Consider the following 21,654-nt stretch of genomic DNA (forward strand, 5'->3'; position numbering starts at 1 on the left):
TCAGCTCACCGCCCCGTTGATGACGGAGACATCGATCATCCCCTCCTCGAGACCCCAATTGGCCGCGATCTGTTCGTACTGTCCGTTGTCGATGAGGTATTGCACTGCGCGCTGCATCGCGACCGCGAGCGGCGAGCCCTTCCGTATGGCCCAACCGTATGGGGCGGAATCAAAGATCCCACCGGCCGGTTTCAGCCGGCCGTTCGTGCGCTTGATGGCATAGGCGGTGACCGGCGAGTCGGCGGACATCGCGGCCACGCGTCCCAGGATCAGCGCGTTGACCGCCTCGTCCTGGCTGTCGAACCTGACCTTGTCGATCGCGGGCTTACCGGCCGCGACGCAGGCCTCGCTCTTCGCGGGGATCTCGTCGGTGTCCTCGTAGGTGGCGGTCTGGACCGCCACCCGGAGACCGCACGCGTTGTCGGGATCGATGACGTCGTCGTTGTCGGTCGCCTGCGCCCACTGCACGCCGGCGCTGTAGTAGGTCACGAAGTCGACCTGCTTCTCGCGTTCGAGGGTGTCGGTGAACGAGGACATGCCGACCTGGTAGGTGCCGGCCTGGATCGACGGGATGATCGTGTCGAACTGGGACTCCTTGTATTCGGGTACGAGTCCGAGCACCTTGCCGACGGCGTTCATCAGGTCGACGTCGTAGCCCACGATCTTCCCGGACGCGTCCTTGTACTCGTTCGGCTGGTACGGGATGTTGACCCCGACGATCAGCCGTCCGGTGCGAGCGATCTCCGGTGGGACGAGGGCGGCGATCGCCGGCACCTTCGCCACGTCGACGTCGATCGGGGCGACCTGGTTCGCGCGTTCACGGGCTTCGTTGTCCACACAACCCGTCACGACGACCAGGACGGCGAGCAGGACGCCGAGCCAGCGAGCAACCCGCGTCACACCACTTCCCTCCATCCGGCCGAGCGCACCAACTCACTGTAGTTCGCCTCCTGCACCCCGGCTCGCCACCCGCGATTCACGCGTGTTCCGGCCCTTCGAGGCTCGCTCCGCTCGCACCTCAGGGAGCAAAGGGTCACGCCTCCGCTCGCACCTCAGGGAGCAAAGGGTCACGCCTCCGCTCGCACCTCAGGGAGCAAAGGGTCACGCCTCCGCTCGCACCTCAGGGAGCAAAGGGTCACGCCTCCGCTCGCACCTCAGGGAGCAAAGGGTCACGCCTCCGCTCGCACCTCACGCAGCAGAGGGTCACGCCTCCGCGATCCGCCGGACCACCGCGTCCCCGAACTCCGCGGTCCCCGCGCCACCACCGAGATCGCGGGTTGCGGTGTGCGCAAGTGTGTCGGCGACCGCGGCGTCGATCCGGGCGCCGGCCGCGACGAGTGCCGCGTCGTCCGTCATCAGGCCGTAACGCCGGAAGCCCATTGCCACCGAGACGATCATCGCGACCGGATTCGCGATGCCGCGTCCGGCGATGTCGGGCGCCGCACCGTGTGTCGCCTGCGCCATCACCCGGGACTCCGAGCTGTTGACCGAACCCGCGATGCCCAGCGAGCCGGCCAACTCTCCGGCGAGATCGGACAGGACGTCACCGAAGAGGTTCTCGGTGACGAGGACGTCGAAGTCGGCGGGGCGCCGGACGAGCAGGGCCGCCATCGCGTCGACGTGTTGCTCGGACACCTTCACCTCGGGGAACTCGGCGGCGACGTCGCGGCACGCATCACGGAACAGGCCGGTGGTCATACGCAGGACGTTGGCCTTGTGCACGATAGTCAGCCGCGGTTGCCGGTCGGTACCCGCGCGCTCGATCGCGGCGGCGCACGCGACCCGCGCGATTCTCTCCGAGGACGCGCGGGTGATCAGCCCGACCGCGAGCGCCACGTCCGGGGTCGGCATGAACTCGCCGCTGCCGACCGCCATGTTGCGATCGGCGTAGAAGCCTTCGGTGTTCTCCCGCACGATCAGCACGTCGATGTCGGGCCGGAGCGCCGGCACGCCCGTAAAACCGCGTGCCGGACGGAGATTCGCGAACAGCTCGTAGCGGGTACGGATCGTGGCACCCGGTGTCCGATCGCCGTGGCCGGGCGGGTACGCGGCCGAGTCGTGGGGTCCCACGATCCAGAATCCGAGCTCGTCGAGGGCCGACAGAGTCTGCGCGGGTACCGGGTCGCCGTGCGAGGCGATGGCCGACGACCCGAAAGGCAGCTCCTGCCAGTCGATCTCGATCGACTCCAGTCCGGCGGCAGCATCCGCGATCGCGATTGCCACGGGTACGATCTCCGGTCCGATCCCGTCGCCGGTGAGGACGCCGAACCTCCTCTCGCGCAGGCCCATCAGTGCGCTGCGTCGTCCCAAGACCGACCGAAACCGACCGACACCTCCAGCGGCACCGACAGGGTGATGGCATTGCCCATCTCCTCGCGCACCACCGCTTCGACGGATTCCCGCTCGCCGGCGGCGACCTCGATCACGAGTTCGTCGTGGACCTGGAGAAGCGTCCGCGACGTGAGACCTTCGGCCGCAAGACGCTTGTGCACGTTGATCATCGCGACCTTGATGATGTCCGCCGCGGTGCCCTGGATGGGCGCATTGAGCGCCATTCGCTCCGCGGACTGCCGACGCTGCCAGTTGTCGCTGTTCAGGTCGGGCAGGTAGCGACGCCTGCCGAACAGCGTCGCGGTGTACTCGTTGCGACGGGCCTCGGCGACCACGTCGTGCAGATAGTCGCGCACCCCGCCGAATCGCGCGAAGTACGCCTCCATCTGCTCCTTGGCCTCATCACGACTGATCTTGAGCTGGGCGGCGAGCCCGAAGGCGCTGAGGCCGTAGGCGAGCCCGTAGGACATGGCCTTCACTCGGTGACGCATCTCGGTGGTGACCTCGTCGATCGGCACACCGAAGGCGCGTGACCCGACGAAGTTGTGGAGGTCCTCACCGGTGTTGAACGCCTCGATCAGGCCGGCATCCTCCGACAGGTGCGCCATGATCCGCATCTCGATCTGGCTGTAGTCGGCGGTCATCAGGCAGTCGTAGGGCACGCCGGTCGCGGTGTCGGCGCCGACGACGAAGCCGCGGCGGATCTCCCGGCCCGCCTCCGTGCGCACCGGGATGTTCTGCAGATTCGGTTCGGTGGACGACAGGCGTCCGGTGGCGGCGATCGTCTGGTTGAACGTCGTGTGGATACGCCCGTCGTCGGCGACCGACTTCAGGAGGCCGTCGACGGTGACCTTCAGCCGCGTCGCATCGCGGTGCTCCAGAAGGTGCGCGAGGAACGGGTGCTCGGTCTTCTCGTAGAGAGACTGCAGCGCGTCGGCGTCGGTGGTGTAACCGGTCTTGGTCTTCTTCGTCTTCGGCATGTCGAGCTTGTCGAAGAGGACGGTCTGCAACTGCTTGGGGGAACCGAGGTTGATCTGTTCTCCGATGACCTCGTACGCCGCCTCGGCCGCGGCGCGGATCCGGTCGGCGAACATCCGCTCGAGAGCACCGAAGTGGTCGACGTCGACCGCGATGCCGGCCGCCTCGGCGTCGGCCAGCACGAAGGACAGCGGCAATTCCATCTCGGTCAGCAGGGGCTTGGAGTCGATCCGGTCGAGTTCGGTGTCGAGCGTGTCGGCGAGTTCCTGGACCGCCCGCGCCTCGAGCATGTGCTGCTCGGCGACGCGACCGTCGGAGTCGTCGTCGAGCAGCGACATCTGGCCGTCGCCCGGACTGCCGTCGGCCCGGAGTTCACGACGCAGGTATCGCAGCGCGAGATCGTCGAGGTTGAAGGTTCGCTGTCCGGGCCGCACGAGGTAGGCCGCGAGCGAGGTGTCGCTGGTGACGCCGTCGAGCTTCCAGCCGCGCGAGCGGAGCGCGTGGACGGCCCACTTCGCCTCGTGGACCGCCTTCGACGCGGACGGGTCGGCGAACCAGTCCCCCAGTGCCGCCTCGTCTTCCGGGTTCAGCGCGGTCACGTCGACATACGCCGACGTCCCGTCTGCGGCCGCGATCGCCACGCCCGTCGGATCCGACCCCACGACGACGTGCGGCGCGGTGATGGCCAGACCGACGCGGCCGGTGCGGGCGTGCTCGGTGAGCCAGCCGGCGACCTCGCCCGCACCCAGGACCGCTCCGTCGAGATCGAAACCTGCTTCGGCCTCTGGCTCAACGGAACTCAGCGTCGAGAAGAGACGATCCCGCAAGACCCGGAACTCCAGGTCGTCGAAGAGCTGGTGGATGCGATCGCGGTCCCACCCGACCATGGCCAGGTCGTCGGGGGACGCCGGCAGCTGCATGTCGCGGACGAGCTCGGTCAGCTGGCGGTTGGTCTGCACCGACGCCAGATGCGCGCGCAACGCGTCGCCCACCTTGCCCTTCACCTCGTCGACGTGATCGACGAGCGCGGCGAGCGATCCGTACTCACGGATCCACTTGGAGGCGGTCTTCTCCCCGACGCCGGGTATGCCCGGCAGGTTGTCGCTGGGGTCGCCGCGCAGCGCGGCGTAGTCGGGGTACTGGGCGGGGGTGAGACCGTATTTCTTCTCGACCTCCTCGGGCGTGAACCGGGTGAGGTCGGAGACTCCCTTGCGTGGATAGAGCACGGTGGTCGAGGAGTCGACGAGTTGCAGCGAGTCGCGGTCGCCGGTGACGATCAGGACCTTGTACCCGTCCTCACGAGCCCGGGTCGCGAGGGTCGCGATGATGTCGTCGGCCTCGTATCCCTCGATGGCCAGCACCGAGACCCCCAGCGCATCGAGAACCTCCTTGGTGAGATCCACCTGTCCGTTGAACTCGTCGGGCGACTTGGATCGCTGCGCCTTGTACTCGGGATACATCTCCGACCGGAAGGTCTTCCGGGAGACGTCGAAGGCGGCGGCGATGTGGGTCGGCTCCTCGTCGCGCAGCAGGTTGATCAGCATCGAGGTGAAGCCGTAGACGGCGTTCGTCGTCTGGCCGGAATGCGTCTTGAAGTTCTCCGCCGGCAGCGCGAAGAACGCCCGATAGGCCAGCGAGTGCCCGTCGAGCAGCATCAACACCGGCTGCCTGGTCTTGCCCTTGGCGCCGGCGGCCGCCTTGCCCGTCGTTCCGGTTGCCGTGGCGGGGGTCGTTGCCGGGGAACTCTGCGCTGGACTCACCTCGCAAAGTCTAGTGATGACTCCCGACAGCTCACACCGGCCGGTACATGGCCCACACCTTCGGACCGTCCATCGGCAACTCGAACTCCTCGGTCACCTCGAAGCCGAATCGCTCGTAGAGCGGGACATTGCGGACGTTCGAGCACTCGAGGTAGGACGGACCGTCGATCTGGTCGAGCCGGTGGCGCAAGAGGGTGGTGCCGACACCCACGCCGTGGACCGGGGCGCCGATCTGCCCGAGATACCAGTGGGGTTCCTTGGGCCTGCGCTTGCCGAACTCCGCCTCGAGTTTGGCACCGCGGCTCATCCGGGAACCCATTGCCCGGAAGAAGCCCCACATCGACAGGGTCTGCGCCTTCGCCGACACCTTGTGTCCGGGCGGATCCCACGCGGCGGCACCGACCGGTTGTCCGTCGCGCATCGCGAGGTCCAGCGTCGCGTTCGGCCCGTGGCTGTACTTCAACAGCGTGCGGAACATGACCAGGTGCCGCGACGTGTCCGGTTGCATCCACACCGTCACGGGGTCGTCGGCGAATGCCTGCGCGAGCAACCTGCTGGCGAGTTCGAGGTCTGTCGTGGTCGAGACGGTGACCGGGATCATACGGTCACCTTACGGTCCGAATCGAGCCTGCGGCAGCGCATTGCGATGGAACCAGCGACGGCCCTGTCGCCGCGACAGAAGTTACCTCCGGGAAACGTCGTTGTCGTCACGCGGTGACGATGCTGGCGCTAATGTCCCGCAGGATGACATCGCAACGCGCCGGCACCTGTACGCAGACGCCGCCCCGAAGCGCTCTCGATGATCGCTCAGATGTCGAGAGCCAACCGCCTGTCCCCCGATCCCCGAGGCGACTCACCGCCATCGCCATGCTGCTTCTCGTCGCGGCGTCGATACTGTGCGGCCTTTTCGGTACGGCCACCGCCTCGGCCGCCCCCGGCGACGAGGTACGCGTCTTCGGTGTGCTGCGCAACGGCACCGAGAAGGTCGAAGGCGTCGACCTCGAGGCCAAGGACGCCTCGGGGGCCGTCGTCGGCACCGCGACCTCGTCGGCCACCGGTGCGTGGTCGATCAACGTGCCGCCCGGCCAGTACACGATCGTCATCGACACCGACTCACTCCCCGACGGCGTCGAGGTCCAGAAATCGGAGCTACCCGTCGACGTCAGCGGCGGCACGCCGCGGCCGGTCATCTTCTCCTTCGGCGACGTGCGGACCGGCACCGAGGTGTCGGCGATCTCCGAACTGACGCGGCTGGCCATCGACGGGATCCGGTTCGGCCTGATCATCGCCATCACCGGCGTGGGACTCAGCCTCATCTTCGGCACGACGGGACTGACGAACTTCGCCCACGGCGAGCTGGTCACCCTCGGCGCGGTGATCGCGTGGGTCATCAACGTCAAGCTCGGTGTACAGCTGATCCCCGCGACGATCCTGGCGGTGATCGTCGGCGTCGGCATCGGGATCCTCAACGAACTCGGCCTGTGGAGACCGCTGCGAAGACGACGAACCGGGCTGATCGCGATGCTCGTCGTGTCGATCGGCCTGTCGCTCGTACTGCGCTACCTGATCCTGATCTTCTTCTCCGATCGGGCCGAACCGTTCAACGACTATCAGGCGCAGACCCAGATCGGCTCCGGTCCGTTCGCGATCACACCGGTGAACCTGGCGTGCATCCTCATCAGCATCGTGGTCCTGCTCGGGGTCGCCGTGCTGTTGCAGCGCACCAGGATCGGCAAGGCGATGCGCGCAGTGGCCGACAACAAGGACCTCGCCGAATCGTCGGGAATCGACGTCGACCGGGTCATCCTGTTCGTCTGGGCACTGGCCGGGGGTCTGGCGACACTCGGCGGCGTGATGTTCGCGCTCTCCGAACTCGGCGGCCGGGTCCAGTGGGAGATGGGTTTCAAACTCCTCCTGCTGATGTTCGCCGGCATCACGCTCGGCGGGCTCGGCACGGCCTACGGCGCACTGCTCGGATGTCTCATCGTCGGCCTGCTGGTCCAGTTGTCGACCTACATCCTCAGTCCCGACCTGAAGTACATCGGAGGACTGCTGATCCTGATCATCATCCTGACCATCCGGCCCCAGGGCATTCTCGGATCTCGAGCGAGGATCGGCTGACCCATGGACATCATCTCAGCGCTCCAGATCGCGATCGCGCAGCTGATCGGCCCGTCGGCGATCTTCTACGCCCTGCTGGCCATCGGCCTGAACCTGCACTTCGGTTACGCCGGACTGCTCAACTTCGGCCAGATCGCCTTTGCGTTGCTCGGCGGATACGGCGTCGGCATCATGGCCGTGAACTACGACCAGCCGTTGTGGCTCGGCGCGATCATCGGCATCGCCGCCGCCGGGATGCTCGCGGTCGTGCTGGGCCTGCCGACCCTGCGCCTGCGTGCGGACTATCTGGCGATCGTCACCATCGCGGCGTCGGAGATCCTGCGGCTGGTCTTCCGGTCGACCTCGACCGACGACTTCACCCACTCCACCAACGGCATCTACGCCTACGCGGGCAGCTTCTTCTCCATCAGCCCGTTCGACAACGGCAAGCAGTATTCGTTCTTCGGGGTCAAGTTCCTCGGCGGCGATCTGTGGTCGATGGTGGTCGGCTGGATCGTCGTCGGCCTGCTGTGCCTGATGGTGTACCTGCTCGTCCGCAGTCCGTGGGGCCGGGTGCTCAAAGCGGTCCGCGAAGACGAGGACGCCGCACGATCGTTGGGTAAGAACGCCTACTTCTTCAAGATGCAGGCCCTGGTGCTCGGCGGTTGTATCGGCGGACTGGCTGGTGTCTTCAACGCCTTCGCCACCCAGTCGATCAACCCCGACTTCTATTCGACCGCACAGACGTTCTTCGCCTACGGCGCCTTGATCCTCGGCGGAGCGGCGACGGTGTTCGGCCCGGTGCTCGGCGCCATGCTGTTCTGGTTCCTGCTCGCCGTTCCCGACGCACTGCTGCGGCAGGCCACATCCGGCGACGACCCGCTGCTGAATCTGTCGGCGCAACAGGTCGGTGCATTCCGCTACGTACTGCTCGGTCTGGCGATCATTCTGATGATGGTGTTCAGACCACAGGGACTGCTCGGGAACAAGAGGGAGGTGCAGCTCGATGCCTGACGACACCACACCGCGTCCCGGCCGCCATGCCGCCCCCGGCAGCGAACCGTCGACCGCGGTCACCGTCGACTCCGAGACCGAGGGCCCATCCGTACGGGCCACGCGCCGGGACCTCACCACGCTCTCGGCGTCGGATCGGTCGCGGCTGTTCGCCGGTGTCACACCCGAACCCGGGTCGTCCAAACCCGATCCGATCATCGTGGTGGACAACATCTCCCGGACCTTCGGTGGCATCAAGGCGGTGCAGGTCGATCATCTCGAGGTACAGCGCGGCGCCATCACCGGCCTCATCGGACCCAACGGCGCGGGCAAGACCACCTTCTTCAACCTGATCACCGGATTCGACAAGCCCGACTCGGGCACGTGGTCGCTGAACGGGGACTCCCTCGGCCGGATGGTTCCCCACCAGGTGGCCCGGCGCGGGATGGTGCGTACCTTCCAGCTCACCAAGGCGCTCGCGAAACTCACCGTCCTCGACAACGTCCGGCTCGGCGCCACCGGACAGCGAGGCGAGCACTTTCTCGCCGCTCTCGCGCCCTGGGCCTGGCGCAAGCAGGAAGCCGAAGTCACCGACCGGGCCCACGAACTGCTCCGGCGCTTCAAGCTCGAGGCCAAGGCCGACGACTTCGCCGGTTCACTGTCGGGCGGCCAGCGGAAACTCCTGGAGATGGCGCGCGCACTGATGACCGACCCCGAGATCGTGATGCTCGACGAGCCGATGGCCGGCGTCAACCCGGCGCTCACCCAGAGCCTGCTCGAGCACATCAAATCGCTGCGCGACGAGGGGGTCACGGTCGTCTTCGTCGAACACGACATGGACGTCATCCGCGACATCAGCGACTGGGTGGTGGTGATGGCCCAGGGCCAGGTCATCGCCGAGTCGCTCCCGGATCGACTGGGCGACAACGAGGCCGTCGTCGATGCGTACCTCGGCGGCCACCACGATCAGGCACTCGAGTTCGACGATCAGGGGCGTCCGGTCGGTGCGACCGCGGTGCTCGCGGAGAAGGTCGAGGCCGCCATCGAGGCCACACTCGAGGAAGGCGGGGATCTCTCGGAGGTCTCCGAGTTGCCACCGTCGGCGCCCGATACGAAGAAGGACGGACGATGAGCACCGAACCCGGGTCCGGGCAGTTGACGCCGGCGCAACTCGCGGCCACCGCCGAGGAACACCGCAAACTCGCCGGCGACGCACTACTGCGCGCCGACGACATCACCGCCGGTTACCTTCCCGGCATCAACATCCTCGAGGAGTGCAACTTCTATCTCGGGGACGGCGAGATCGTCGGGATCATCGGCCCCAACGGCGCCGGCAAGTCGACTCTGCTGAAGACACTGTTCGGACTGATCCCCGTCCGCGAGGGCTCGGTCACACTCCGCGGCGACGACATCACCTCGGCGAAGGCGCACGTCCTCGTCGACAAGGGTGTCGGCTACGTTCCGCAGACGCAGAACGTCTTCCCCGCGTTGACCATCGAAGAGAATCTCGAGATGGGCGTCTATCTGCGGCCCAAGACCTTCGCCACCAGGTTCGAGTTCGTGTCGGAGCTCTTCCCGCTGCTGTCCGAACGCCGGAAGGTCAAGGCGGGCGCGCTGTCCGGCGGCGAACGGCAGATGGTCGCGATGGGACGCGCCCTGATGATGGACCCCGCGGTGCTGCTGCTCGACGAGCCGTCCGCGGGCCTGTCCCCCATGTTCCAGGACGAGGTGTTCATCCGCTGCAAGGCGATCAACGCCACCGGCGTCTCGATCATCATGGTCGAGCAGAACGCCCGCCGGTGCCTGCAGATCTGCGACCGCGGGTACGTGCTCGACCAGGGCCGCAACGCCTACACCGACACCGGCCGCAACCTCGCCAACGATCCGAAGATCATCGAGCTCTACCTCGGGACCCTCGCAGGCAGCTCGGAGAAGAAGTGAGCCCCACACCCGTTCCGTGGCCGTTCCCGCCGACGCGTTGAGCGACAACGGAATACGTGCACGAGTACCCCGAGTGTGACCCACATGACGAGACCCCCGGCCGGAGCCGGGGGTCTCGTTCTGTGTGGGTTTACTGCGCTGCGACCGAGACGTACTTGCGCGTCGGGGTGAGCAGTGCGTTCTTGTCGTCGAACTCGAGCACACCGTACGAGCCGACACTCGGCTCGCCGGCGGCGTTGAAGGCCAGGTTGCCGGTCTTGCCGACGTAGGCGATCGTCTTGCCGCCGTTCAGCAGGTCCAGGCAGGCCTGGTACGAGTCGCAGTTCTCATCGCCGTTGGTCACGCCGATGATGTTGGCCGCGATCGTCCGCCCGTCGGTCGACTTGGCGGCCGTGGCCGCAAGTGCGCTCAGGACGGCGGCGTCGTAGCTCTCACCCGCGTAGTTGAAGTCGATGAGTTCGCTGTCGACCTCCTTCAGAGCCGCCTGGAAGTCACCGCTGGTCTGAGTGAGCGGCGTGGTGCCCTTCATGCCGGCGAGGAGACCCGGGCCGACCGACTCGCCGAGTGCGTTGCCCATGTTGCCGTCGACGCCGTACACGAGCTTGCCGTCGCTGGGACCGATGCCGACCTCGTGCATACGCGTGATGATCTTGGCGCTCTCCTCGAAACCGATGATCGCGATGCCGTCCGGGTTGAAGTTCTTCACCTGGTCGACCTCGGCGTTGAACGACTGGGCGTTCGGATCGTAGATGATCTTCTGGATCTGGTCCGCCGGGACGCCCGCCGCCTCGAGATCGCGAACGGTGTTGTCGGCCAGTCCCGTTCCGTACGGGTCGTTGAGGGCGAGGATCGACACACGCTGCACGCCGTCCTCGGCCATCGTCTGCGAGAGTGCCTGCGCCTGCAGGACATCCGCCGGCGCGGTGCGGAAGTACTGACCCTTGTCCTGGTAGCAGGTGAACTCGTCGGAGGTGTTCGCGGGCGAGAACATGACCGCGCCCGCGTTGGCGACCTTGTCGATGACCTTCAGCGACACCGACGACGAGGCCGCGCCGATGATGACCTGGGTGCCGGCGCTGAGTTCGCGGTCGACGGTTGCGTTCGCCGTGTCGGTGGTGGTGTCGCCGGAGTCACCTGTGACGAGTTCGACGGGCTTGTCCAACACACCGCCCGCGGCGTTGATGTCCTTCACCGCGAGCTCCACACCCGCCTCCATGGGCGGCCCGAGGAAGGCGAGCGATCCGGTCGCCGGGAGCAGGGTGCCGATCTTCAGCGCTTCGGTACTGGCCGGGCCAGGGGTGGCCTTCGGCGGGTTGCACGCCAGTTTCTGGGCGAGGCCGAGGCCCGGAGGGGCCGGAGTGGACTCGACGGCGGCGCTCGACGACGCCTCGGAACCTCCCTCGGAACCCGAGTCGGAACTGCTGCAGCCGGCGACCACGAGTGCTGCCGCGGCGGTCATGACCACTGCCCCGCTCCTGATAAAGCGTAAGGACATCGATGCTCTCCTTGCGTCTGGCCTGCGCGTTCGGCGTTCGGCCTGTGCGTTCGGCGTTCGTCACGAAGGCGGCACGTCGGAGTACAACGGACCGCGCCTCGCTGGAGAAAAGCTAGCGCGATCTTGTTGCGGCTGCGTAAAGACAGTGAAACTGACTTGCGCACACGGTCATTGCGCCTGGGAGGCGCTCGGGATCAGTCGGTCCCGAGGGTCTCCACCACAACCTGCGCAACGGCTTTCATGGTGGTCCTGCGGTCCATGGCCGCACGCTGTATCCATTTGAACGCTTCGGGCTCGGAGAGGGCCTGCTTCTCCATCAGGAGGCCCTTCGCCCGCTCGACGAGTTTGCGGGTCTCCAACCGCTCGTTCATGGTCGCGACTTCGCGCTCGAGCTGCTTGAGCTCCTGATAGCGGCTCACCGCCACCTCGATGGCCGGAACCAGATCGGCCTTGGTGAAGGGTTTGACCAGGTAGGCCATGGCGCCGGCATCGCGCGCCTTGTCGATGAAGTCCCGCTGGCTGAACGCCGTCAGCATGACAACGGGCGCGAGGCGCTTCTCGGCGATCTCGGTCGCGGCGTCGATACCGTCACGCACCGGCATCTTGATGTCCATGATCACGAGGTCGGGCGACAGCGATTCGGTCAGTTCCACGGCGACCTGCCCGTTGGGCGCTTCACCGACGACGTCGTACCCCTCCTCGCGGAGCATTTCGATCAGATCCATCCGGATCAACGAATCGTCCTCGGCCACCAGAACTCGGTGGGTTGTCGTGGTCTCACCGGCTGCAGTCGTCGCACTGTCGGTCACCGTCACCATCCCCTCCTCCACGTCGCTCACGCCACGTCTGTGTGCCCGCAGAGTACCGGTTGGCAGGCCGCTCGGCCGATCATCTAGAGTTGGTTCCCGGCGCGGGGCAACCCCGTGCACTGGCCCCCGTAGCCCAATTGGCAGAGGCAACGGATTCAAAACCCGTCCAGTGTCAGTTCGAGTCTGACCGGGGGCACCATCGACCACCTGATTGCAGGTGTTTCTTTCTCTCGGGCGTGACCATGCTGCTGCGACGCGTGGAAGATGCATGTTCTGCGCCATAGTCCTCTCGTGCGCATCGAACTCCAGGACTGCGGTACCGACTAGCTGGATGCGCGGTCGACCTCGGCGCCGGGGTCGGATGCGCTGAGGTTCTCGAGGATCGCCTCGGCTGCCTCGCGCATGGCGTGGGACTGGGCGGGTGTGAGCGCGTCGAAAAACAGTTCGCGAACACGAGCCACGTGAGCCGGGGCCGCGGCGCGGACAGCCGCGTTTCCTGCCTCGGTGATGCACACCAGGGGTGCTCGGCGATCGTCGGCGCACGTTTCGCGCCGAACCAGGCCGCGTTGCTCCATTCGGCGTACTTGATGAGCCAAACGGCTCTTCTCCCACTGCAGTTCGCATCGCAGCGCGCGCGCTTGGAGTGCCCCATCAGGTGCCTCTGACAGGATCGCTAGTACCTCGTAGTCCGAAATCGACATGTCCGAATCCCTGTTCAGCGCCTGCGCCAGTTCGGCGGTCAACTGACCGAACATCTTCACCACCGCGCGCCAGGTGCGCTGCTCGTCTTCGTCGAGCCACTGAGTCATGACGGCCGACGACCGCGCTCAGCGGCGACGGCTTCTCGCACCGCCGGTGCCACCTCGGCTGCATACTTCTGTGTCGTGGCGGTGTCGTCTGACGCCATGATGAACCCGCTGGTTCCATAGGTGAGCGCGACGTCGGTCAGCTCCTCGACCCATTGGTCGGGGGGACCCTGCAAGAATCCAGTGCTTCGCTGGGAGAATCGGCCGCCGATGTTGAGGAACCGGCGGATACGTCTGGGGTCTCGTCCGGCCTCTACGGCCGCGTCGTCGATGTGTTTGTTCATCGCAGTGAGCTCCCCCACGCCATCCTTCAGGTACTGAATGGACGGTAGCCAACCGTCAGCGGTGCGACCGACCAATCGCAGGATGCGCGGTTTGTAGGCGCCGACCCAGATGCCGACGTCGTGCGCCGGCGCCGGCCCCCGTTTGGCACCCTGCACCTCGTAGTGTTGCCCTCTCACCGACAGGCGCGACCGGTCGCCGGCGTCCCAGATCCCCCGGATGATCTCGATCGCTTCCGCAAGTGCCTCGATCGACTCACCGGGACTGCGCCGAGGTCCGCCCATACCGACGACACCGTCCCAGAAGGCTCCGGCACCGATTCCCAGCTCAACACGTCCGCCGCTCAGCACGTCCAGGGTGGCGACGGAACGAGCGAGTACGGCCGGGGGTCGTAGAGGAAGGTTGGTGACATTGGCGGCCAGGTGGATGCGCTCGGTCCGCGCGGCCGCATACGCCAGGAGGGTCGACGTGTCGTGGAACGAGGGAACATAGGGATGGTCCTGGAAAGTGACCAAGTCCAAGTCCGCGCGGTCGGCGACCAGTGCCTGCTCGACGGCCTGATGGGCCGGATTGTTGACCGGTGTCACGAAGGTACCGAAGAGCAACTCGTGGCCGTAGTCGGTAGTGCTGGTGTCCATCAGGCGCTCCTCATGGTGTGGTGGGCCGGGGTGATATTGAAGTTGTCGCGGAACAGGTTCTGAGGGTCGATCTGCGTTTTGAGTCGCCGTAGTCGCTCGAGGGTGGCCGGCGGGAACGCGTCATTGATCCGATCCGGGGAGCTATCACTCTCGAAGCTGAGATACAGCCCGTCGGACTCTCGGCGTACGGGGTCGAACCATCGGTCGAGCCGCTGGGCGTTGGAACCCATCACCGTGAGTGCGAAGTTGGCATCGCGGTGGGCGTACGCGGTGTCGTCGGTTGCAACGTCCGAGACAGCACCACCGACGGTGCGGATCTGATACCAGTGGGATGCGCCACTTCGAATGAGATCAGCGGAGGCAGAGGCAAATTCGGGGGTGATGTACCGGGTGAAGGCTGAACGCGACACGGGCTCGCCTCGCCCGTTGTGCGCCGATGCGGGGAACATGTTCATCACCGACGCATACGGCGCGATCGCAACCTGTTGGTCGGCCAGTGGCGCGATGTCTGCAAATGGCTGCAGCTGATCGATGATGGTGGCCGGATCGGAGGAGTCGACCATTGCCATGATCTGCGCCATTCCCTGACCGAGCACGAGGAATGGTGTCGTATCGCGCGGCGTCTGCAGCACCACTCGACCGAACATCTCCAGGAAGTCTGCGGGGTCGGACACCTGGAACGCCAACTGCGCCCACCCGATCTCGGCGATCTCGTCGACCTCGAACTCGAAGGCGACCGCGATCCCGAAATTGGCGCCTGCGCCGCGCACTGCCCAGAACAACTCGGTGTTCTCGCTGTCGCTGGCCCGGACTCGAGTGCCGTCGGCAAGGACCATCTCGACTGCGCGCAGATGGTCGATCGTCAGGCCGTGCTTGCGGTTGAGAAAGCCGATACCGCCGGTGGTGGCGAGCCCACCGACGCCCACTCCTCCGTAGTCACCCGAGCTCAATGCCCAACCGTGCGTTTGTAATGCGGTGGCGACGTCACGCCACCGCGCGCCCGGGCCAATCCTCACCAATCGCTCGGCCGGATCGAGAACAGTGATGTCATCGAGTCCACCCACATCGATGACGAGTCCTCCGTCGTTGGTCGACCGACCGCTGATGCCGTGACCGCCACTACGGATCCCGAGGGGAAGGTGCTGATGCTTGCGGGCGAAGGTCACCGCACTCGACACCTCAGACACCGTTGTCGGCCGCAGCAGGATGCCTGGACTACCTCCCCGTAGGTATGTCGAACGAAGCCTTGCGAACGCGGGATCGCCGGGCTCGACCGCACCCTCGGCCAAGTCCTCGGGCACCTCGTCGTAGGCTATCGCCGCGCGCCGGCGTGCGAGTGCGTCCTGTCGACGAACGGGACGCGTGGACAGAGCATCTTGTGGCAGCATCTGCTCGACGCGTGCCCGCACCGAGGAGGTGATGGCGGCGAACGTCCGCATTGAAGCAGCTCCGACGTCGGTCCCGGCAGCTGCATCGACGCGGAGCACGAACAGACTCACACCGCTGCCGACCACGAGCGACACCAGCGCGTCGAGGTCGACCGCCGCGTCGATGGTCGACACCACTGCGCGTCGCACCTCGCGCGGGTCTCGACCGGCACCGATTGCCTCAGCGTCCAGGACGTCATTGAGCTCGGAGATGTCGTCGACGCCGACCTCCCCGAGGTCGACCATCCAGCCGTCAGCCACCCGGCCGGACACCGCAGCGGTAGCTGCCGCAGAGCCCGCAAGCCATATGGGGACTCCGCGCTCCAGGCTCGGACCAGGCTCCGCCCCCGCCAAACGATGATGTGCACCGTGGTGACTGACCCGACTGGGGCCGGACGTGTCGTGAAGAGAACGGATCACGGCGACCGCGTCCTCAACTGATCCCACATCTCCGGTCGCAGAATCGGTTTCGATCGCAATCGCCGCTCGGTTACCCGACAGCAGTTGCAAACTGCTGGTGGTGCGAGCCACGATCGACGCGGGACGGTCCGCCGCCTGAAGCCTCGGAACAATACCCACAGTGCTGGTGCGCGCAGAGACCCACGTAGCGAGGGTCGCCGCGTCGTGACCGCCACCCTCCTGCTGGTCGGGCAGGACCACGACGTCGTATCCGATCTGTTCGGCGAGCGCGGAGAGCTCGGCCGAGGTGGCCGGATCGTTCGGCGCGCCGACCATCTCCACTCCCGTCCGGATGGCGTGCCCATAGTTGGTCACAGGTACCCCCTGGTCTCGACAGCTGAGGTTGACATATCAACCACTATAGCTCGCCATAGGTTGATGTATCAACAAATTCAAGTTGTGGGGTGAGACATAGCGCACTCGTGGCACGCCGACGGTTTAGGGCAAGCCGAGGAACACCGTGAAGGAGGTGCACCCAGTCGCCACCAAATGATTGCGACGAGAATCGTGAGTGCTATTCCCACCAGCGGCTTCGACGGGCCTCAGATCTCCTATCACCTGCTGCACAACTGATCCGACACCTTCAGCGGTGGAGTCCGGCGTGTTCGACGACCGTGTGGACACCCGGTTCCGATGACAGAATGACGAATGGCATAGATCGGACCCGTCCCCCGGATCACGCGGTGAGGGCCGGCGCGGGCAGGCGGCGATCGCCTCGCCGCTCACCAGGACAACGACGGCTCGCCATCCGCGACGTCTATCTCGACCTCGCTGTGGTGCACGGTCCGGACCCCGAACAGCCCGCGGAGGAGTTCGTCCGAGTCCACGTCGGTGTGGGCCGCCCAGCGTCGGACGCGGTGTCGTGCACGCGACGCCGCCACGATGACCGACGCCGACGGCGACCCGTCGAAGTCCACCGTCACCTGGCCGCACTCCCCCGGCGCAACGTGGGCGGTGAGGAGCGCGAGCGAGCTCTCCGAGAAGACGACGGGACCGGCGATCTCGGCGACGAACCTGCACCGCGACAACGTCGATGCGTCCGGGCGGCCGATCCGGACTCGCGAATCATGCACCCCGAGCTGGTCATACAGTGAGCGGGCGCGCGCGCCGACGAGCCAGACGGCGCCGTCCACACCGCGCAGCGCACTGCCGACGGTCTGCATCAGCGATGCCGCGGTGTGGCCCTCCGTCGACACCAGCACCACGATGTCCGGGATTTCGTATGACAGTCCGGCTGTTCGCGCCGCCGGATCGGTCACGAGCGGAGCGAGTGCCAGCGCTTCCGAGTTCTTCTCCGAGATCCGTTCGCGCACCGAACGGTCGGCCCAGTCGGGGCCGTCGTGCCACGCCACTGCGCGGGGCTCGTGAGCGAACACCGCACCCATCATGAAGGCCCGGTTCGCCAGCTCCCAGTCCTCTCCTCCGTATCGGACGAAGGACGGGTCGAATCCACCCACGTCGTCGAACAACGTACGGCTGCAGGTCATCACCGCGCTGATCAGGTATTTGTAGCTGTCCCAGCCCGGGGCCAGCAGGCTGGACGTGCGGTCGTATGCGTCGACCAGCCATCCTGGTTCGCAGTCATGCGAGTTCTCGAGATGACGCCGTCCGCGCAGCCATTCGACCACCGAGTCCACGACGACCTGACCGAGATCTGCATGTTTGCGTCGCCCGACCACCAGTGCGTCGGGCACCGCGGCGGGCAACCTGACCGCGTGGCGAACGTAGTCAGCTGTCGGGACCGTGTCTGCGTCGAGAAAACACAGAACCGAGCCGCTCGACGCCGCGACTCCCAGGTTGCGGGCGGCCGCCGCCCGAAAACCCTTGTCTTCCTGTGTCACCACGGTGAGGATCAGCCGGGATGTCCACGCGCTCACGTCGGGCGAGCATGTCGAACCGTCGTCGGCGACCACCACCTCCAGACGGTCAGCCGGATAGGTCTGGGCCGTCAGTGCCTCGAGGACCAACCCGAGTTGGTGAGGCTGGTTGTAGTACGGGATCACGACACTCACCAACGGCCGCGGCGAGGAGTCGCCGACGAGGTCCCAGCGGTTGTCGGGGACGATGATCCGACCGTCGTCGAGCTCGATGACCGTCACGCACTCCACCGCCGCCACAACCGCTCGTGGGTTCGGCCGACGTCGACCGCCGTGGGCGACGGCACCACTGCCGAATCGATCCAGGTGGCCGCCGGTCGGACGAACGCACTCTCGATGGCGGACTTCAGCGCGGAGTCGTTGTTCCCGTGCATCGTCACGACTCCCGGTGAACGAGCATCGAGTTCCTCGGTATAGGTGGTACGAGGGACCAGCGGCCGGCGACCGGCGGAAATCCAGGAGTTGATCGAACCGGACGCCGACATGTGCCGGTGGTAGGCGACCGGCACGGTGACCTCGGCCGACGCCCGACGGAGTTCGTCGTCGGTCAGATAGCCGGTGATGGTGCAGCGTCTCCCCATGTCCGCGGCGACCTTGGCGAGGTCGTCGGCCAGGTCCTCGTGCCCGGGTGACGGGGTGCCGAGCGCGACGAAGCCGACCGACGGATCCAGACCGGACATCGCCCGGAGTGTCTCCATGTGTCCCTTCCCGGGATACAGGTAACCGAGCACGCCGACGGTCAATTCGGTTGACTCCGTGGGCTTGTCGACACGGACGGTGTCGAACATCAGCGGAACCACCTCCGGCGTGATCGACGCGTCGACGTACTCCGCGAAGAGCGACGCCTCGTGCCGGCTCGACACGATCACCCCCATCGCGGATCGGGCGACCGAGCGGAAGAACTCGATGCGTGCCTGCATCGCTGCCCCGTCCGAGGGCTGGGGCAGATCGTGCAGCGTCACCGAGACCGGTCGGTGCAGCCCGGCGATCATGGCGAGCAGGTTGTCACGTGCTCGCGATGGGGTACGTCCGAACAACCGATCGGTGACGTGCACGTGCACGAGCGCGCACTCGGCCAGTCCCGGGGGAACACCCGCTCTGAGTGTGCGCATGTATGCGAGCCGGTGACCGGCACTCTCGGCGATCACCGCATCGTAAACCGATCGCGCATACCGCACCACACCGTGCGACCGAGGTCCGACGACGAGATGTCCTATCGGCCCCGTCACGACAGTCCCAGGATCTCGATGAGGTCGACGTACCGGTCCAGGACGGCATCGATGAATTCGGGATGTTCGGCGTACCAGTGCATCTGACGGCGGCGAACATCGTCGTCGGACATCACTGTGCCGTCGACCTCCCAGGACGCTCGCGGGGACGCATCGATACCGAGCGCATCGATGACCCGTCGTTCCAACGGTGCTCGGATGTTGCCGAGCAGGTCGCGCGACGGCGGGACCGGGGCCGACGCGCCGAGTGCGTCGAGGATCCGCGCGCCGAGCGTCAGCAACACCCGGTTTCCGGGATGGTTGATCGTGTGAGCAGCCTCGGCCCCGGCAGGGAGCAGGATGTCGGCGATCCCGACGTCACAGTGCCGCCGCTCGCGTACCTCGAGTTGCTCCACACTCCACTGCGCTGCCTCTCGGATGCGGTCGGCCGCGACGTCGACATCCCACTCGTCGTCATGGCCACGACCGTCCCGCACCGCGAGCACCGTCCGAAGATCGTGGTACGGAACAGCAGCGGGTACCGCGGACGGTTGCGCGGGATGCCGGGCGATGACCTGAAACGGGTACAAACCGCCGTATCGGATGACCGGCCACACGATGACGGACGCCGACGGCGCCATGTCCACGAGGTCCGGTCCGCCGATCGGCAGACCTCGGTAGCCGGCCCGAACCGGCTGGGACACGATGACCGCGGCCCGGCGGACGAGGTGTTCGACCCGGGCGAGGTCGGAGGACTCGAGTTCGTGGACCGGCGGGACGCGCACGGTACGGAACGGGAGGTCCGGCGAGCTGGACAGAACGATCCGCAGTGCCTCGGCCTGGCAGTTTCCCCAGACGACGAGCATCTCCCGATCGTCGGTTCCCGGGGCCTCGGTCACGCCGTAGAACTCGCCGTAGTGCCGGGTTCGACCGTCTGCCGCAAGGTCGTCACTCGACCTCATAGGAGCTCTGGAGCACATGGAGCGTCGCGGTTGTCGTCTCTCATCGTCAGTACTGACTCCCCTTCTGAGCACCCCGGCAACCCGGTGTATCCGTTTCGCCCGCTAACGAATCATCGAATGGATCACAGCCGGCCGGTTCTCGGTCCTCAGACATTCGGAACGCCCCGGGAACCGGACGGGTGTGCGACGGGCCCCGGTGATCTGATCACCGGGGCCGCCGCCACATCGAGAGTCGCTCGGTCGTCAGAGGGTCCGCGCGATGATCTCCTTCATGATCTCGTTGGTCCCGGCGTAGATCTTCTGGACACGGTTGTCGGCCCAGAGACGAGCGATCGGGTACTCGTTCATGTAGCCGTATCCGCCGAACAGCTGAAGGCACTCGTCGGCCACCACCATGGCGCGGTCGCTGGTCCACCACTTGGCCATCGCGACGGTGGGGATGTCGAGTTCGCCCTTGATGTGCTTGTTGATGCAGTCGTCGACGAACACGCGGCCGATCCGCGTCTCGGTGGCCGCCTCGGCGAGTTTGAACTTGGTGTTCTGGAAACTGAAGATCGGTCGGCCGAATGCCGTGCGGTCCTTCGTGTAGGCGATGGTCTCGGAGACCGCCTTCTCCATGCCTGCCACCGACGCGACCGCGATGATCAGCCGCTCCTGCGGGAGCTGCTGCATCAGCTGGATGAAGCCCTGCCCCTCCTCGGCGCCGAGCAGGTTCGAGGCGGGGACGCGAACGCCGTCGAAGAACAGTTCCGAGGTGTCCTGACCGCGCTGGCCGACCTTGTCGAGCACCCGTCCGCGACGGAAACCCTCGCGCTCGGCCTCGACGAGGATCAGGGAGATGCCCTTGGCCCCCTCGGACACATCCGTCTTGGCGACGACGATGATGAGGTCGGCCTGGCTGCCGTTGGTGATGAAGGTCTTCGAGCCGTCGATGACGTACTCGTCGCCCTGCTTGATCGCCTTCGTCTTCACGTTCTGCAGGTCTGATCCGGTACCCGGTTCGGTCATCGCGATGGCACCGACCGCCTCGCCGCTCGCCATCTTCGGCAACCAGGTCTCCTTCTGCTCCTCGGAGCCGTACTCCAGGATGTAGTGCGCAACGATGCCGTTGTGCAGGCTGACGCCCCACGAACTGTCCGCGACGCGGGCCTGCTCCTCGATCAGAACCGCCTCGTGAGCGAAGGTGCCGCCACCGCCCCCGTACTCTTCCGGGATCGACATACAGAGCAGGCCGAGGTCTCCGGCCTTGTTCCACAGGTCGCGGTCGACGTGGTGCTGCTCGATGAACTTCTCGGCGTTCGGCTTGATCTCCTTCCCGCAGAAGCTGCGGGCGAGGTCGCGCAATGCGGTGAGATCGTCGTCTTCCCAGGAGGAACGTTCGGCCATGGTGTGCTTACCTATCCACGAATAACAGTGTCAACGGCGAGCGTAACAGTGACTGTTGGCAAGGTCGCGTTGGCATGGCCGAGCCACTTTGTCTCAGCGAGGCGTGCCACGTCCGAGGCACTCCGGTGGATGTAGTGAGTCGTTGCGCAGGCCGCAACGTTGCGCGACATCAGCCTGGGGCGGTCACGCCGGCCGGGCCACG

Annotated in this window: 17 protein-coding genes and 1 tRNA gene; 5 read left to right on the forward strand and 13 right to left on the reverse strand. The window is 66.2% G+C overall.

Translation table 11 applies throughout. From position 1 onward, the window contains the following. The 4 genes from AMD30_RS12550 to AMD30_RS12565 all read right to left on the reverse strand — a co-directional run bounded on the left by AMD30_RS12550 (position 1) and on the right by AMD30_RS12565 (position 5,670). A complete protein-coding gene (locus AMD30_RS12550; protein ID WP_055475868.1) occupies positions 1 to 915 on the reverse strand; it encodes an ABC transporter substrate-binding protein in 915 nt (304 codons plus the stop codon). 288 nt (positions 916 to 1,203) lie between these two features. After that, positions 1,204 to 2,289, reverse strand: a complete 1,086-nt coding sequence (locus AMD30_RS12555; protein WP_055475869.1) for an isocitrate/isopropylmalate dehydrogenase family protein — start codon at positions 2,287 to 2,289, stop codon at positions 1,204 to 1,206. After that, positions 2,289 to 5,069: a DNA polymerase I gene (gene polA / locus AMD30_RS12560; RefSeq protein ID WP_055475870.1), complete on the reverse strand. Its 2,781-nt coding sequence runs from the start codon at positions 5,067 to 5,069 to the stop codon at positions 2,289 to 2,291. Before polA ends, AMD30_RS12555 begins: the two co-directional genes overlap by 1 nt. Positions 5,070 to 5,100: 31 nt before the next feature. Further along, positions 5,101 to 5,670: a GNAT family N-acetyltransferase gene (locus AMD30_RS12565; RefSeq protein WP_010842418.1), complete on the reverse strand. Its 570-nt coding sequence runs from the start codon at positions 5,668 to 5,670 to the stop codon at positions 5,101 to 5,103. Positions 5,671 to 5,936: 266 nt separating this feature from the next. Between AMD30_RS12565 and AMD30_RS12570 the strand changes: the two genes are divergently transcribed. Genes AMD30_RS12570 through AMD30_RS12585 form a run of 4 tightly spaced genes read left to right on the forward strand, consistent with a single transcriptional unit; the run spans position 5,937 to position 10,103 of the window. Further along, positions 5,937 to 7,190: a branched-chain amino acid ABC transporter permease gene (locus AMD30_RS12570; RefSeq protein WP_010842417.1), complete on the forward strand. Its 1,254-nt coding sequence runs from the start codon at positions 5,937 to 5,939 to the stop codon at positions 7,188 to 7,190. Positions 7,191 to 7,193: 3 nt separating this feature from the next. Then, positions 7,194 to 8,183, forward strand: coding sequence for a branched-chain amino acid ABC transporter permease (locus AMD30_RS12575; RefSeq protein ID WP_010842416.1), 990 nt, complete (start codon positions 7,194 to 7,196; stop codon positions 8,181 to 8,183). Beyond that, positions 8,176 to 9,294 (forward strand): ABC transporter ATP-binding protein, encoded by a 1,119-nt coding sequence (locus AMD30_RS12580; protein ID WP_055475871.1) that lies wholly within the window; start codon positions 8,176 to 8,178, stop codon positions 9,292 to 9,294. The genes AMD30_RS12575 and AMD30_RS12580 overlap by 8 nt, the downstream gene beginning before the upstream one ends. Further along, positions 9,291 to 10,103 carry an ABC transporter ATP-binding protein gene (locus AMD30_RS12585; protein WP_010842414.1) on the forward strand — a complete coding sequence of 271 codons (813 nt, stop codon included), beginning with the start codon at positions 9,291 to 9,293 and terminating at the stop codon, positions 10,101 to 10,103. The genes AMD30_RS12580 and AMD30_RS12585 overlap by 4 nt, the downstream gene beginning before the upstream one ends. Positions 10,104 to 10,233: 130 nt before the next feature. Here AMD30_RS12585 and AMD30_RS12590 read toward each other — a convergent pair whose 3' ends face one another. Both AMD30_RS12590 and AMD30_RS12595 read right to left on the reverse strand, forming a co-directional pair. Then, complete coding sequence (locus AMD30_RS12590) at positions 10,234 to 11,598, reverse strand: ABC transporter substrate-binding protein (RefSeq protein WP_035717236.1); 1,365 nt, start codon at positions 11,596 to 11,598, stop codon at positions 10,234 to 10,236. 194 nt (positions 11,599 to 11,792) lie between these two features. Further along, on the reverse strand, positions 11,793 to 12,416 hold the full coding sequence (locus AMD30_RS12595; RefSeq protein ID WP_010842412.1) for an ANTAR domain-containing response regulator: 624 nt from the start codon (positions 12,414 to 12,416) through the stop codon (positions 11,793 to 11,795). Positions 12,417 to 12,529: 113 nt separating this feature from the next. Between AMD30_RS12595 and AMD30_RS12600 the strand changes: the two genes are divergently transcribed. Beyond that, a tRNA-Leu gene (locus tag AMD30_RS12600) sits at positions 12,530 to 12,606 on the forward strand. Positions 12,607 to 12,730: 124 nt separating this feature from the next. On the opposite strand, the gene AMD30_RS12605 is transcribed toward AMD30_RS12600, so the two are convergent. The 7 genes from AMD30_RS12605 to AMD30_RS12635 form a co-directional block, all read right to left on the reverse strand. Beyond that, the gene (locus tag AMD30_RS12605) at positions 12,731 to 13,162 is read right to left on the reverse strand and encodes a MarR family winged helix-turn-helix transcriptional regulator (protein ID WP_231632709.1); all 432 of its coding nucleotides are present in this window, start codon (positions 13,160 to 13,162) and stop codon (positions 12,731 to 12,733) included. 50 nt (positions 13,163 to 13,212) lie between these two features. Then, positions 13,213 to 14,133 (reverse strand): LLM class flavin-dependent oxidoreductase, encoded by a 921-nt coding sequence (locus tag AMD30_RS12610; protein ID WP_055475872.1) that lies wholly within the window; start codon positions 14,131 to 14,133, stop codon positions 13,213 to 13,215. Beyond that, positions 14,133 to 16,295 carry an LLM class flavin-dependent oxidoreductase gene (locus tag AMD30_RS12615; RefSeq protein ID WP_231632712.1) on the reverse strand — a complete coding sequence of 721 codons (2,163 nt, stop codon included), beginning with the start codon at positions 16,293 to 16,295 and terminating at the stop codon, positions 14,133 to 14,135. The genes AMD30_RS12610 and AMD30_RS12615 overlap by 1 nt, the downstream gene beginning before the upstream one ends. A 446-nt stretch (positions 16,296 to 16,741) precedes the next feature. Further along, positions 16,742 to 18,118 carry a glycosyltransferase gene (locus AMD30_RS12620; RefSeq protein ID WP_035717249.1) on the reverse strand — a complete coding sequence of 459 codons (1,377 nt, stop codon included), beginning with the start codon at positions 18,116 to 18,118 and terminating at the stop codon, positions 16,742 to 16,744. Next, positions 18,115 to 19,125, reverse strand: coding sequence for a hypothetical protein (locus AMD30_RS12625; protein WP_010842389.1), 1,011 nt, complete (start codon positions 19,123 to 19,125; stop codon positions 18,115 to 18,117). The genes AMD30_RS12620 and AMD30_RS12625 overlap by 4 nt, the downstream gene beginning before the upstream one ends. After that, complete coding sequence (locus AMD30_RS12630; protein WP_010842388.1) at positions 19,122 to 20,066, reverse strand: WcbI family polysaccharide biosynthesis putative acetyltransferase; 945 nt, start codon at positions 20,064 to 20,066, stop codon at positions 19,122 to 19,124. Before AMD30_RS12630 ends, AMD30_RS12625 begins: the two co-directional genes overlap by 4 nt. A 243-nt stretch (positions 20,067 to 20,309) precedes the next feature. Next, positions 20,310 to 21,452, reverse strand: coding sequence for an acyl-CoA dehydrogenase family protein (locus tag AMD30_RS12635; RefSeq protein ID WP_010842387.1), 1,143 nt, complete (start codon positions 21,450 to 21,452; stop codon positions 20,310 to 20,312). Positions 21,453 to 21,654 lie beyond the last annotated feature (202 nt).

This window comes from Gordonia sp. HS-NH1, from assembly GCF_001418765.1.
In the GTDB taxonomy this organism is placed as follows: domain Bacteria; phylum Actinomycetota; class Actinomycetes; order Mycobacteriales; family Mycobacteriaceae; genus Gordonia.

Bases quoted from the DNA above. Each gene is read 5' to 3' on its own strand.
- AMD30_RS12550 (WP_055475868.1), bottom strand. From the start codon at position 915: ATGGAGGGAAGTGGTGTGACGCGGGTTGCTCGCTGGCTCGGCGTCCTG.
- AMD30_RS12555 (WP_055475869.1), bottom strand. From the start codon at position 2,289: ATGGGCCTGCGCGAGAGGAGGTTCGGCGTCCTCACCGGCGACGGGATC.
- AMD30_RS12565 (WP_010842418.1), bottom strand. From the start codon at position 5,670: ATGATCCCGGTCACCGTCTCGACCACGACAGACCTCGAACTCGCCAGC.
- AMD30_RS12570 (WP_010842417.1), top strand. From the start codon at position 5,937: ATGCTGCTTCTCGTCGCGGCGTCGATACTGTGCGGCCTTTTCGGTACG.
- AMD30_RS12575 (WP_010842416.1), top strand. From the start codon at position 7,194: ATGGACATCATCTCAGCGCTCCAGATCGCGATCGCGCAGCTGATCGGC.
- AMD30_RS12580 (WP_055475871.1), top strand. From the start codon at position 8,176: ATGCCTGACGACACCACACCGCGTCCCGGCCGCCATGCCGCCCCCGGC.
- AMD30_RS12585 (WP_010842414.1), top strand. From the start codon at position 9,291: ATGAGCACCGAACCCGGGTCCGGGCAGTTGACGCCGGCGCAACTCGCG.
- AMD30_RS12590 (WP_035717236.1), bottom strand. From the start codon at position 11,598: ATGTCCTTACGCTTTATCAGGAGCGGGGCAGTGGTCATGACCGCCGCG.
- AMD30_RS12595 (WP_010842412.1), bottom strand. From the start codon at position 12,416: ATGGTGACGGTGACCGACAGTGCGACGACTGCAGCCGGTGAGACCACG.
- AMD30_RS12605 (WP_231632709.1), bottom strand. From the start codon at position 13,162: ATGTTCGGTCAGTTGACCGCCGAACTGGCGCAGGCGCTGAACAGGGAT.
- AMD30_RS12610 (WP_055475872.1), bottom strand. From the start codon at position 14,133: ATGGACACCAGCACTACCGACTACGGCCACGAGTTGCTCTTCGGTACC.
- AMD30_RS12615 (WP_231632712.1), bottom strand. From the start codon at position 16,295: ATGGTCGGCGCGCCGAACGATCCGGCCACCTCGGCCGAGCTCTCCGCG.
- AMD30_RS12630 (WP_010842388.1), bottom strand. From the start codon at position 20,066: ATGAGGTCGAGTGACGACCTTGCGGCAGACGGTCGAACCCGGCACTAC.
- AMD30_RS12635 (WP_010842387.1), bottom strand. From the start codon at position 21,452: ATGGCCGAACGTTCCTCCTGGGAAGACGACGATCTCACCGCATTGCGC.